Consider the following 12,884-nt stretch of genomic DNA (forward strand, 5'->3'; position numbering starts at 1 on the left):
CGTATGCTCATCAACAAAAGAGGCATGACCGAAATAGAGATCAATTCTGTTGCGGGCGTAATACATGGTGCGAGACTGCACCTGCTTCTGAATAACCCGTTCTGCGGTCTTCAGCACTTTGGGAAAGCTGAACCAGCGTGGCTCACCAATCTCACGAAACATGGGATTGGTGTTAAAGTCCATGATTTGCTTAACAGAATGCCGTAATGCCTTGGAAGGAATCGTCCCCAAATGGGTACAGTTCCCGCCGATAAAGGCACTCTGTTCAACGACTGCAACTTTTTTACCCAGCTTGACAGCATTCATGGCTGCGCCTTCACCAGCTGGTCCGGAACCCAGCACAACCAGGTCGTAGTGACTTACGCCCATCCTTTAACCCCTCAAAGCGGTCCAGGGAGCATTGCAAACAGGTCATGATCTGCGTACGCAGAGATCCATGATACTGCAACGCTTCCTTATCTTTTTTAATCTTCTTAACATTCAGTACAAAGACGATCGGTCATCTGTACTCAGAAACTCCGGTTTTGCCGGATGTTATTATATGTCTGGTACCTGCCTCTTGGAGAATCAAGGCATGTCGAACTCCGCATTCAGCCAGTGCTGAAGCAGTAATAAACCTGGAACTGGAGCTTCCCGACTCATTTAAGCCAGGAAGCTCACCGGTACTGATTTCAAGCCTTTTTTACAGCCTTGTCAGCCGTCGCATCAAAAAACAGATGCTCCATATCCCTATGCTGAGCTTCAGAGAAAGGATCATTCTTGTCAGCTCCTCCACAGATCACGCATCCGTCTTTCAGGCCCAGGGTACTCAAACCACCACAGGAGCCTTTGATCGGCTTGTTGGCAATAATGACGCCAATGGCCATCAGAGCGATCAGTCCCAGAAAGGTTCCAAATGTAATTAGCATCAATGTCATGGTAATGCCCTCCTGACTCTATGCCCATCGAAAGAAAAACATTTTGCATCACCTTCAATCATCAAAGCATTGCGTGGAAAAATGTTTTTCACGGTTATAAATACGCTGTCGTTTTCAAGGCTAGAAACCGTGTTTGTTCTAACCATGAATCAATTCTGTTTTGGCAGATAAGGTATGAAAGCGTCACTATTGACGGTTTCGTACCCCTTATCTGTATGATAGGTAAAATGAGCGGCGATTCCTTCCCTGTTGGCGAGTTTCAGGCCTTCTTTATCGCCCAGAACCATAAACAGGGTGGCCAGTGCATCCGCTTCTGCCACATTATCATGAATCACGGCCACTTCAGCCAATCGACCCATTTCCGGGTGCCCGGTTTTCGGATTAATGGTGTGGGAGTATTTCTGGCCATCCACTTCAAAGTAATTCAGGTAGTCGCCCGAGGTAGCCAGAGCCTGGCGTTCCAGAGCCACAATCAGAGCCGGCTTGTTGCCCGCCATGGCGGGGCCACGAATACCCAGTTTCCAGGGAGTGCCGTCGGGTTTAGGATCCCCTACTTTAACTTCACCACCAATCTCAACCATGTAGCTTTTAATGCCTTCGGATTCCAGCATATAAGCTACTTTATCAACACCGTACCCTTTAGCAATAGAACTAAGGTCAACAAACACGTCTTTGTTTCGCGTCAGCTGATTGTTACGGGTATCGGCAATGACAAACTGGTAACCCACTTTGGCCCGTGCTGCAGCAACGTCTTCATCGGATGGGAGTTCAGCCGGATAATTCTTCAACATCCACTCTATAAACTCTGGCGCTTTTTGTTCATCGGAAGAAGATGCATTGGCAGCATTTGCTGCTGGCTGCTTGTCCGCATCGGCAGGCCCAAAGCCCCAAAGGTTCACCAGAGGTCCAACGGTCACATCGTAGACACCGTCAGACATTCGGGAAATAACCAGACTTCTCTCGACAAGATCCACCAGCTCATCAGAAGCCTTGAAAGGCTTGCCGATTTCGGATCGGTTGAACTGCATTAACTCGGAATCATTCCGGTACGTTGACATGCTGTCATTGACCGCTTCCAGCAGGATATCAGCCTTCTTTTTGATGTCATCGGAAGAGTGGGAAAAAGGTGTTGCGGTATAGGTAATGCTGTAGGTAGTGCCCATAGTCTGCCCCCTGATATGTTTCAGGGTAGGACGCATACTCATCGCATAAAAGCCTGCGGCAAGTAACAGTAAGCCGATCACTAACGATCGCTTGTAGGATTTGGACAACAACCTGCACTCTCCCGTAGAAGCTGGAAATGCCCTTCTGGCATTTCCAGGGTTCATTCAAGGGCGCAGAGTGTATCATCGAGGGAGGTAGATCGTCATCCGTACAGAACACGAGTTCTATTTTTCATTCGACTTAAAGTTCATCCTTTAAAATCGGGAGTTTAGGATTAACAACCCCCTTCTCATCCATCACCTGAGTGGTGAATGAATGAAAATATTTCAATCCGGTTAATGGAGACTTCAGCCCCTCAATCTCTGCCGGCATCACGTAATTCGCTGAAGCTCTCACCCAGTCACAGCGTCTGGGTTCAATCCAGGCACCCTGCTTCCATGCTTCACCAGAACTGAGCCCTGTATCACATTGATAGACATACCGACCAAAACCTTCAAAGTCCGCTTCTGCAGAAAAAATAATGCCTTTTTTCATATTGATCATATGATGATGAGCATTTCTTTTGTCGTCGTCATTAACCTTGGGTCTCAAGTCTTTATCGTCCTGGAGATCATGCACCACTCTAAAGGTTTTTGAAAAACCATCCTCGAGCAACTGAGGCTCATAACCTTCCACTTTCGAGCTCACCAATTTCCCCCAGGCACCTATATAGGCCAGACTGACCGGCTCTACCGGATATCGAACAACCATCAGTTTGTGATGCTTGCCTCTTAGAATCATTGCATGGGTATAGGGATCAACACTGAGCCCACTGACATCACCTCTTAAAGGCGTATTCCTTTCAACCACATGCTCAGTTTTTTCCCCGGACAAGGTGACTCCGAAAGCAGTATCTGCAAACTGCAATATACCGTCTCCCTTTTTATTAATAGGCTCATCCTTTATATCTTCCCAGCGACTGGCAGGGATACCACCGGGAAGAGCCACACTCTGCAGAAGCGCTCTGGAATAAAAACTCTCCTTTTTGGACAGATTTCTTTCCATCACGCCCAGAACATGGAAAACCCCTTCCTTGTCCTGATATAGATCCAATCCTGTCACGGGTTTGGAGTGGTCAACGCCTTTACGGTCATCTTCCATTGAAAGGTAGGTGTTTTCGCTCCAGCCTGGAACCGTCACCAGCGCCTTCTTGTCGAGATCGATGATAAACAGATGCCCATGCTGGGCAGCAAACAGCCAGTCTTTCTTATAGCGCTGGTTAAATTCGGCACTGTGAGCAAGGTAAATAGGAGAGTTAGCGTAAGATAAATTGAAATAGCCAAAATCAGGTGAAGGGGACGCTACCGATAAAACCTCTTCAGCGGAGGAGCCAATAAAGACATAACCGTTAGAGCAACCGAAGGCAAACCGGTTATTCCCCAGGGGCTGATGAAATGTGCTCAGACTATGATGATGAGCCATAGTTTTGCCGGTAAGAGGGATATTGGTATATTCATTCATCAAACAACCAGGAAGATTGCCATTAAACACTGTTTTCCACTCCTTGCTGCCAGTTCTGTTTTCGACAACAACCGCGTTACCGTCGCTATTGACAGCTCCCAGCTGAAACACAAACTGTTCCTCAGCCTGTGAACTCACAGAGCATGCCAGTGTGACAGAAGACAACAACAAAGTTTTCAATGTCCGGATCACGTAAACCTCCACATCAGAGCAATAGGTACAACCAGCCAGACACAGGAGCCTGCTGAAAACAGGCAAAAATGCTGACCTTATCCCTGCTTTGACTCTGCAAAGAGCCAAGGGTTCAACAAAACTAACAAGAGTAGACGTTAGGGCAGGAATCGCCCTGTATAGAAAGGCAAATCAGGCCGTAACCCAAAGAATAACGGCGTCCTCCACACTGAGAGTTACCAGCGCATGACCCATTTCTGCGTCGTAATAAGCGCTATCGCCTTCTTCAAGTTCTACCGGCTGATAAAACTCTGTGTAAAGCATGATTTTGCCACTGAGAACCAGCAAAAACTCTTCCCCCTCATGCCTTACCCAGTCCTGATATTCCTCAAAGGATCGGGCACAGACCGTGGTTCTGTAAGGCACCATCTTCTTGCCCGACAGTTCAGTGGCCAGCAGCTCATGTTCATAGGTCGTAGTGGGATGAAGACGCCCCTGTCCCTTGCGGGTAATATCCCGCCGCCCACTGGCCGCTTTCTTTTCAATAGGCTGGGTAAACAGTTGGGGAATATCAATGCCCAAACCATTGACCAGTTTGGTGACCGCAGTAAAAGTTGGGGAAATCTGCTCGTTTTCTATCTTGGAGAGCGTGGATCGGGCCAGGCCGGTTTTCTGGCTGGCTTCTTCCAGAGTCAGATTCAGGCTCAACCGTATCTCACGAACCCTTTTGCCCAGTTGCAAAGGTTCAACCTCAGACTCCCTGTGGCTCCGGGTGATAATGACCGACTGCTTTTCCTTCTTTAAAAAGTGTGCCTGTTCTGACATTTATAATTATCTCGACATCCTGATTTTCTCGATACTATATAAGCTCCCCCGAAAAAGAAAGCCATGACGCTTTAGGGGATTTTGATTTGACCCAGTACATTAGATTATTCTAATATTGCTGTATGAAAGATTTAGAGGTTATGCAGTCCAACGCCAGTGAAGCGGCAAGACTGTTAAAAGTACTGGCCAATCCTAACCGTTTAATGATCGTCTGCATGCTACTGGAAACAGAGCTGTCCGTCGGGCAGCTAAACCAGAAACTGCCCCTGTCGCAGTCTGCACTTTCTCAGCACCTCGCGGTCTTAAGAGAAGAGGGGCTGGTAGCAACGCGAAAAGAGGCACAAGTCGTATACTACCGGCTGGCCAAACCCGAAGTCAGAAAAATTCTTGCGGTGCTTTATGAGTTTTATTGCCAGTAACTGAACCACCAGGACTCCAGAGCGAGTCTTTTTTAAGCCTCTTTATATTAGATTTTACTAAATTAGAACTTACTTATAAGAGAATATCACATGTCTGTAAACTGGATTTCACCCGAACAGTTCTCTGAACTGAAACTCTCTCTGAAAAACGACATCCTTTGCCTGGATATCCGAAGTGAGCAAGAGCATCAGCTGTCTCATATACCCGACAGTTGTCTGGTGACCCCACACAATATTGCTCATGTGCCAGCAGAGTCACTTCTTGTCTACTGTCAAAGCGGCACCCGGACTGAACGGCTCAGCCAGACTCTTGAGAACCCGAATAATAAACAGATTTACCTGCTGGAAGGAGGTCTGGACGCCTGGAAGGCAAAAGGCATGAAAACCCTGGGCACTCAAAGTTCGGGTCTAAGCCTGCAAAGACAAGTGCACCTGATCGCCGGCGTATTGATTCTTGCCTTCACTCTGCTGAGCCTGACCATCAACCCGCTATTTACTGCAGGACTCATTATTGTAGGAAGCGGCCTGACACTGGCTGGTCTTACGGGGTTCTGTGGCATGGCCAGACTTCTGGCTTTTGCCCCCTGGAATAAAACCACACAGCCCAACACTTGAGGTCATAACATGAAAAAGTCCTATACAGAAATTACCCGTAACATCAGTCGTGGTATTGGCCAGATGCAGCAGTCCATGCCTGAACTCATGGCTGGTTTTGGACAACTGGCTAAAAATGCGACAACGGACGGCCACCTCGATGAAAAAACAAAAGAGTTGATTGCTCTGGCACTGGGAGTGGCCGCCCACTGTGATGGCTGCATTGGCTTTCACTGCAAGGCACTGGCTCGACTGGGAGCCAGCCAGCAGGAAGTAGAAGAGGCACTCGGCATGGCTGTTTATATGGGGGGCGGTCCATCACTGATGTATGCAGCGGAGTCCCTACAGGCTTTTGAAGAATTTAAGGAGAAGCAAAAAGAACCTGCTTAATTAATCCACCTTTTTCAGATTTCATTAAGCATTCATGCAGACGGCATTTTTAAAGGACGAAAGTCACAATTTCAGGTAAAAATGTCCTTTTTTTTATTGTCAAAAGTTTCCAATAATGCACATCCAGCGTTGTATTTGCTCCTTTATTTCATTAAGTTAGGCGTACCGTCAGGATACGAAACCTTAAAACTATTTGTTCTGACAACTGACCATCTGACTGCACTGGCACCCTGAGGTGTCGCATGATAAATGCCAAAAAATAATAAGAAAATAACAATTAGCGTGGAGTGAAGTTTCAAAATGGAAACACTGACTGAAATCATCGGTGCTATTAATGGCATCGTCTGGGGACCCATGATGCTGGTCCTCATCCTGGGGGTAGGCCTCTTCCTGATGCTGGGCCTGCGACTGATGCCCATCCTCAAACTTGGCACTGGCTTTAAACTGCTCTGGCAAGGCCGCAGCTCCAAGTCTGGCGAAGAAAACTCCGGCGAAATCTCTCCTTTCCAGGCTCTCATGACCGCCCTCTCTGCCACGATCGGTACAGGTAACATTGCTGGTGTGGCTACTGCGGTGTTTATGGGTGGCCCCGGTGCTCTGTTCTGGATGTGGTGTACTGCCCTGGTGGGTATGGCCACCAAGTTCTCTGAAGCCGTTCTGGCGGTGAAGTACCGTGAAGTAGACGAAAATGGCAACCACTACGGTGGCCCCATGTACTACATCAAAAACGGTCTGGGTTCCAAATGGGCATGGCTGGGTACAACTTTCGCTATTTTCGGTGCCATTGCCGGATTTGGTATAGGTAACACGGTTCAGTCCAACTCGGTAGCGGACGTACTGCACAGCAATTTTGGCCTGCCTCCTCTGATCACCGGTCTGGTTCTGATGGGTCTGGTTGGCGCCGTTCTTATTGGCGGCATCCGTCGTATTGGTGCAGTAGCCAGTACTCTGGTTCCCCTGATGGCCATTGCTTACCTGTTCGCCGGTCTGGTCGTACTGGGTATCAATGCTGACAAAATCCCTGATGCTCTGAGCCTCGTCTTCACCCACGCCTTCACTCCTACTGCTGCTACCGGTGGCTTTGCTGGTGCTGCTGTCTGGGCGGCGATCCGTTTCGGTGTGGCTCGTGGCGTATTCTCTAACGAAGCCGGTCTGGGTTCTGCACCTATCGCTCACGCAGCGGCCAGAACCAAAGACCCTGTTCGTCAGGGTATGATTGCCATGCTGGGTACTTTCCTGGATACCATCATTGTCTGCTCCATTACCGGTCTGGTAATCATTACCACCGGTGTCTGGACTTCCGGTGTGACGGGGGCAGCCCTGACTTCCGCTGCATTTGCTGAAGCCCTGCCTGGTGTCGGTAACTACCTGGTTGCCATTTCTCTGGCCATCTTTGCCTTCACAACCATTCTGGGCTGGAGCTTCTACGGCGAGCGCTGCATCGTTTTCCTCATGGGTCCAAGAGCCGTGAAACCCTACCGTTTCCTGTGGATTGTAGCCGTACCTGTTGGTGCAACCGTCAGCCTCGACTTCATCTGGCTGGTAGCTGACACCCTGAACGCTATGATGGCTCTGCCTAACTTGATTGCCCTGGCCCTGTTGAGCCCGGTGGTATTCAAGCTGGTTCGTGAATATTTCAACAGAGAAAAAGAAGCGGAACAGGCCAAAACCGTAACCGACTGATCACCAACACCCGCAAGACTGGTCAGAAATAGCTCGCCAGCTCTTCAATCAGGTGTAAACAGTCCCACGAGCTGTTTACACCTTCTCTCCTGAAAAACTTCTCCCTTTGATGATGCTTTAAGTTAAACCCGCTCATTACCGAATCTTTTTAAAAAAGCGCTCCAGCTCTGACCGTCACTGCTACTTTTTTAGCACTGCTATTGGAATCGGTTAAAGGTCTGGAGTCGCTTTATGGCCAGTACTGGGGGTGTGAGAAACCATCGGTTACCTGAGAAGGCTTATCAGGAGAACTTTGCTGATATAAAACCCGGGTTATCTTCCTATCAGGCCAATCTTGAGTCCAGCCGCTGCCTTTACTGTCAAGATGCCCCCTGCATTGCTGCCTGCCCCACAGGCATCAACATTCCGTCGTTTATCAATCGAATAGCCTCCGACAACTCGGATGGCGCTGCCCAGGTGATACTGGAAGAGAACATTCTGGGTGGAAGTTGTGCCAGAGTCTGCCCGACTGAAGTGCTCTGTGAGCAGGCCTGTGTCCGAAACTACTCACCAGAATGCCAGCCAGTGATGATCGGCAGACTGCAAAGGTATGCCATTGATCACCGACAAAAAAACCGCCACCCATTTACCCGCGCTGATCAAACAGGCCGCTCCGTTGCGGTAATAGGTGCTGGCCCTGCGGGCCTGGCCTGCGCACACCGACTCGCCAGGTGCGGTCATGACATCACAATCTTTGATGCACACAGCAAACCCGGGGGACTCAATGAATATGGCATAGCCGCTTATAAATTAGTGGAGAACTATGCCCAGCAGGAGATCAACTTTATTCTCGAGGTCGGCGGCATAAACCTTAAAACAGGCTGCAGACTGGATCTCGATAGACAGCTTAAAGATCTAACCATTGAATTTGATGCAGTATTTCTTGGCATTGGGCTGGGCTCAGCCAGAACACTGGGACTTTCCGGTGAGCAGACCGACGGTGTTGAAGAAGCCCTGGGGGCTATCGAGACTGTCCGTCAGACCGAAAGTCTCCCCGACCTGTCTGTGGGTTCAAAAGTAGTGGTGATTGGAGGCGGAAATACCGCCATTGATATTGCTTGCCAAATGCGTCGATTGGGAGCGAATGAAGTCACCATTGCCTATCGAAGAAGTCTTGAAAATATGTCGGCCACCCCTCATGAGCAGGCCTTCGCACTGAACAACGGGGTTCGTATTCTGCCATGGTTTAAGCCCATCAGCTTTGAGACAGAAGCCGGGCAACTGCATGGTGTCCGCTTTGTAAAAACAGCTCATGACAAAGCGGGTCAACTGATCGATACCAACAAGTATGAAGTCATACCCGCTGACAAAGTATACAAGGCCATAGGCCAGTCATTTACAAGCGACTGTTTTTCTTCTGACAACCTTGCTCGCAGCCAGAACGGAAAAATCAGGGTCGATGACCATTTTAAAACCTCCATGGGCAATGTCTGGGCAGGAGGAGACTGTGTCGATAAAGGCGAAGACCTGACCGTTCACGCGGTTCAGCACGGTAAGCGGGCGGCACAGGCAATAGATCAGTTCCTGCAAAAGCTAGAGGTATAGGCAGTAAAAGGCTATGGCAGATCTTAGAACCGAATTTCTTGGGATTCACTCTCCCAACCCGTTCTGGCTGGCTTCTGCCCCGCCAACGGACAAGGCATACAACATTTACCGGGCATTTTCCGCTGGCTGGGGAGGCGCTGTCTGGAAAACCCTTGGCGAGGATCCTGCACCGGTCAATGTGTGTTCAAGGTATTCGGCTCACCGGGATATTCATGGTCGAATTCTGGGGATCAATAACATTGAGCTGATTTCTGACCGCCCCCTGCAAGTCAACCTCGATGAAATCAGACAAACCAAGAAAGACTGGCCAGACAGAGCCTTAATTGTCTCGCTCATGGTACCTTGTGAAGAAGCAAGCTGGAAACGTATTCTGAAACAGGTGGAGGCCACGGGCTGTGATGGTGTTGAGCTTAATTTTGGCTGTCCACACGGCATGCCTGAACTAGGTATGGGTGCCGCTGTAGGACAAGTTCCAGAACTCATCACCCAGGTCACCCGCTGGTGTAAAAAACACTCTCAACTCCCCGTTATAGTGAAGCTAACGCCTAATGTAACGGATATAGTTAAAACGGCCAGCGCCGCTCTGACAGGCGGTGCAGACGCCGTCTCCCTGATCAATACCATCAACTCTATTACCGGAATCAACCTCGACACCATGGTGGGCTTCCCATCGGTCGCCAACCAATGCACCAGTGGCGGTTATTGTGGCGAAGCCGTAAAGCCTATTGCCCTGAATATGGTGGGACAACTGGCACGTCACGACCAGACCGCCAGCCTTCCTGTTTCTGCCATTGGCGGCATTACCACCTGGCGGGATGCTGCAGAATTTCTGTCATTGGGGGCGACAACCCTGCAGGTTTGCACAGCGGTAATGCTCAACGGCTTTAAAATCATTGATGATCTGGTGGACGGCCTTTCCCGATGGATGGACCAGAAGGGATACACGGCACTATCAGAGTTTCGAGGGGCAGCGGTTGCCAGCCTGACAGACTGGAAAAAACTGGATCTGACGTATAAGAGCATTGCTCATATCGACACCAACCTGTGCATTCAATGTGGCCGCTGTTATGCCGCCTGTGAAGATACGGAGCATCAGGCCATATCGGTTAAACCACTGGGTGATGGCTGGGAACGACAGTTTGAAGTCATACCCGAAGCCTGTGTGGGCTGTAACCTGTGTCAAATAACCTGCCCGGTCGATGACTGCATCACCATGGTCAAGCCCTCAACCCATAACCCTCAGGTCTGAACAGTGAAAGAGCACTCACGTATCATTGAACAGAACGGTATTTTTGAACTGGAAGCAGGAAAAGACTTAAACGCCAGCAAGCTATACAACAGTGACATAGCCCCTACCCGATTCTCTGAAAGAACATGGCAAACAAGACATTTTTCCTTCCTTTGGATTGGTATAGCCGTCTGTGTGCCTACTTATACTGTGGGCGGAGTTCTGACCACCTACTTCGGCCTTTCTGTGACCGAGGCCATTTTAACGGTTTGTCTGGCCAATATACTGGTGCTGGTGCCGCTTTGCCTGAATGCTTTTCCAGGCACTAAATATGGCATCCCCTTTCCGGTGCTGGCACGCTCCAGTTTCGGCACAATGGGTTCAAATTTACCCTGCCTGGTCAGAGCCATCATCGCTTGCGGCTGGTTCGGCATTCAAACCCTTTTTGGCGGACTGGCGGTTCACCTGTTGTTCTCAAGCCTCTCCAATCAGTGGGCCAGCCTTGGTTCCGTAGGAGAAGTATTCGGCTTTTTCCTGTTTATGGTCCTTAACCTTGCCATCGTTATCCGGGGCTCAAACGCCATAAAAACACTGGAAGCCCTCTCTGCCCCCTTGCTTCTTGCAGTTGCCATAGGTCTTATATTCTGGGCCCTTCCCAAAGTAGACCTTGATGCCATACTTTCAGAACCTCCCAGTCGCCCTGAAGGCACATCCGTCTGGCCCTACTTCTTCTCAGGGCTTACCGCCATGGTGGGATTTTGGGCAACCATATCGCTTAATATTTCTGATTTCAGCCGCTTTGCCCGATCTCAGAAAGATCAGATTCTGGGGCAGATTCTGGGCCTGCCTTTAACCATGTGCCTTTTTGCCTCACTGGGTGTAATTATGACCGCTGCCTCTCCCGATCTGGTGGGAGAAAGCATCTCAGACCCCATCCACCTTATAGGAAAAATAGATCAGCCGTTCATGGTCGCCCTGTCCATGCTGGTGATCATTATCGCCACCGTCTCAACCAACACCGCAGCCAATATTGTTTCACCAACCAATGACTTTCAGAACCTGGCTCCCCGTTGGATCAACCAGACCCGGGGAGTCCTGCTGACAGGGATTATCGGCTTATCTCTGGTCGCCTGGGAGCTGCTTAAGAAGCTTGGACTGCTTGACACTCAACTGTCGGTTGAAGCACTGTTCAGCAGTTGGCTGTTAGGCTATTCCAGCCTGATCGGCCCTATTGCTGGAATTATGGTGGTTGATTACTTTCTGATTAAACGACAACGCCTCAATTTGATTGATCTTTATTCAATAGAGGGAAAATACCCGGTTGTTAACCGATGGGGCGTGTTGGCCTTTCTGATTCCCGCTACACTGGCGACTCTCAGCCTTATGACGGGAACATTGACCTGGATAAACGACTACAGCTGGTTTATAGGTACTGCTCTGGGTGGCGGGCTTTACTACACATTCAACCGTCTGCGCCCAGATACTCAAAGCAGTACAGTGAGCTCGCCTCAACTGTAATCAGGCCCTGTCCGAAAAGAACTTAATAACTGGGTGGAGAATATGACGTTCCTGAATGATTTCTGAATCTACAGGCGTCACTCCCGTTCTGCTGCTCCAAATTGGATAGATTCTGCATATCTTCCGGGGTCAGATAATCATCTTCATAACAAGCCTCATAGACACCCAGTGACACACCATAAAGCCCCCCGACAACAGAAGCAGGCACAGCAGGCACAAAAGCAATTTTCTCGCCTACATAAGTAAGGTTTTGAGGGGAAAGGAAACGAATGGCCCTGGCTGCCAGTGATTTCTCCGGGGGCTTTGAAGCGGCTTCGGGAAAAGCCTTATGAATTCCCCCAATTAACAGTCGACTCAGTTTATCGCCCAGTTTGTTTCCCAGAGCTGTCACATATCGTCCGAAAGCATCGGCTTTTCTCACAGCAGAGCTCACAACAATATACAGCGTTTCAAAAACGTCTTGTCTGGATACAGTTGGCAGCTGGAATTTCATAAACTCACCCCCGTGGATTCCCCCCTTTGTTAAACAGAGCAATCTGTTTAACGCCCAGAGTATCAGCAGTAATACCGGGCTCTGAAACCATTATGGGATAGCCAACAGTTTTAATCCCTGACCAGCCTGTCAGGGATATTAACCTCGCCATAATAATTCTGTTTATTATTTTGAACACCCCACGACTATTAAGAATATAAGTTCACATTTTTAAAAAACGGCTTTTTTATTTCATCCCCTGCCCCGTTTCTGGCATTTTTTTCAACTCTCACCTAGGAGCCTGACCGAGAATAGCGGTCGAGATTAAAATTCAGTAGAACGAGGCCATTTTTTCGATGGATTTGTGCGAATAGTTGACCTATTTAAGCAAATTCATCGGAAAAATGGGCCGCTCTTTC

Annotated in this window: 14 protein-coding genes; 7 read left to right on the forward strand and 7 right to left on the reverse strand. The window is 49.1% G+C overall.

Going from position 1 to position 12,884, the window contains the following annotated elements:
* The 5 genes from ACR2PX_RS18800 to ACR2PX_RS18820 all read right to left on the reverse strand — a co-directional run.
* On the reverse strand, nucleotides 1-369 hold a 369-nt coding region (locus tag ACR2PX_RS18800; RefSeq protein WP_434000894.1), incomplete at its 3' end, for an FAD-dependent oxidoreductase.
* 302 nt (nucleotides 370-671) lie between these two features.
* Nucleotides 672-917 (reverse strand): (Na+)-NQR maturation NqrM, encoded by a 246-nt coding sequence (gene nqrM, locus ACR2PX_RS18805; RefSeq protein WP_434000895.1) that lies wholly within the window; start codon nucleotides 915-917, stop codon nucleotides 672-674.
* A 149-nt stretch (nucleotides 918-1,066) separates the two neighbouring features.
* Nucleotides 1,067-2,191, reverse strand: a complete 1,125-nt coding sequence (locus tag ACR2PX_RS18810; protein WP_434000896.1) for an FAD:protein FMN transferase — start codon at nucleotides 2,189-2,191, stop codon at nucleotides 1,067-1,069.
* A 130-nt stretch (nucleotides 2,192-2,321) separates the two neighbouring features.
* A complete protein-coding gene (locus ACR2PX_RS18815; protein ID WP_434000897.1) occupies nucleotides 2,322-3,773 on the reverse strand; it encodes a hypothetical protein in 1,452 nt (483 codons plus the stop codon).
* Nucleotides 3,774-3,944: 171 nt separating this feature from the next.
* Nucleotides 3,945-4,577 carry a helix-turn-helix domain-containing protein gene (locus ACR2PX_RS18820; RefSeq protein WP_434000898.1) on the reverse strand — a complete coding sequence of 211 codons (633 nt, stop codon included), beginning with the start codon at nucleotides 4,575-4,577 and terminating at the stop codon, nucleotides 3,945-3,947.
* Between the two features lie 140 nt (nucleotides 4,578-4,717).
* Between ACR2PX_RS18820 and ACR2PX_RS18825 the strand changes: the two genes are divergently transcribed.
* The 7 genes from ACR2PX_RS18825 to ACR2PX_RS18855 all read left to right on the forward strand — a co-directional run bounded on the left by ACR2PX_RS18825 (nucleotide 4,718) and on the right by ACR2PX_RS18855 (nucleotide 11,993).
* Complete coding sequence (locus ACR2PX_RS18825; protein ID WP_434000899.1) at nucleotides 4,718-4,996, forward strand: ArsR/SmtB family transcription factor; 279 nt, start codon at nucleotides 4,718-4,720, stop codon at nucleotides 4,994-4,996.
* Between the two features lie 90 nt (nucleotides 4,997-5,086).
* Nucleotides 5,087-5,611, forward strand: coding sequence for a rhodanese-like domain-containing protein (locus ACR2PX_RS18830; protein ID WP_434000900.1), 525 nt, complete (start codon nucleotides 5,087-5,089; stop codon nucleotides 5,609-5,611).
* A 9-nt stretch (nucleotides 5,612-5,620) separates the two neighbouring features.
* Entirely contained in the window at nucleotides 5,621-5,980 is a 360-nt protein-coding gene (locus ACR2PX_RS18835) for a carboxymuconolactone decarboxylase family protein (protein WP_434000901.1), read from the forward strand.
* Nucleotides 5,981-6,280: 300 nt separating this feature from the next.
* Nucleotides 6,281-7,663: an alanine/glycine:cation symporter family protein gene (locus ACR2PX_RS18840; protein ID WP_434000902.1), complete on the forward strand. Its 1,383-nt coding sequence runs from the start codon at nucleotides 6,281-6,283 to the stop codon at nucleotides 7,661-7,663.
* A 231-nt stretch (nucleotides 7,664-7,894) separates the two neighbouring features.
* Nucleotides 7,895-9,247 carry an NAD(P)-dependent oxidoreductase gene (locus ACR2PX_RS18845; protein WP_434000903.1) on the forward strand — a complete coding sequence of 451 codons (1,353 nt, stop codon included), beginning with the start codon at nucleotides 7,895-7,897 and terminating at the stop codon, nucleotides 9,245-9,247.
* Nucleotides 9,248-9,260: 13 nt separating this feature from the next.
* Entirely contained in the window at nucleotides 9,261-10,496 is a 1,236-nt protein-coding gene (preA, locus tag ACR2PX_RS18850) for an NAD-dependent dihydropyrimidine dehydrogenase subunit PreA (RefSeq protein WP_434000904.1), read from the forward strand.
* Nucleotides 10,497-10,499: 3 nt separating this feature from the next.
* Nucleotides 10,500-11,993: an NCS1 family nucleobase:cation symporter-1 gene (locus ACR2PX_RS18855; RefSeq protein ID WP_434000905.1), complete on the forward strand. Its 1,494-nt coding sequence runs from the start codon at nucleotides 10,500-10,502 to the stop codon at nucleotides 11,991-11,993.
* A 22-nt stretch (nucleotides 11,994-12,015) separates the two neighbouring features.
* On the opposite strand, the gene ACR2PX_RS18860 is transcribed toward ACR2PX_RS18855, so the two are convergent.
* Together ACR2PX_RS18860 and ACR2PX_RS18865 are read right to left on the reverse strand one after the other, a co-directional pair.
* Nucleotides 12,016-12,486 (reverse strand): hypothetical protein, encoded by a 471-nt coding sequence (locus tag ACR2PX_RS18860; protein ID WP_434000906.1) that lies wholly within the window; start codon nucleotides 12,484-12,486, stop codon nucleotides 12,016-12,018.
* Nucleotides 12,487-12,490: 4 nt separating this feature from the next.
* Nucleotides 12,491-12,637: a hypothetical protein gene (locus ACR2PX_RS18865; protein ID WP_434000907.1), complete on the reverse strand. Its 147-nt coding sequence runs from the start codon at nucleotides 12,635-12,637 to the stop codon at nucleotides 12,491-12,493.
* Between the last annotated feature and the right edge of the window lie 247 nt (nucleotides 12,638-12,884).

The sequence above is a fragment of the Endozoicomonas sp. genome (assembly GCF_051008435.1).
GTDB lineage: Bacteria > Pseudomonadota > Gammaproteobacteria > Pseudomonadales > Endozoicomonadaceae > Endozoicomonas_A.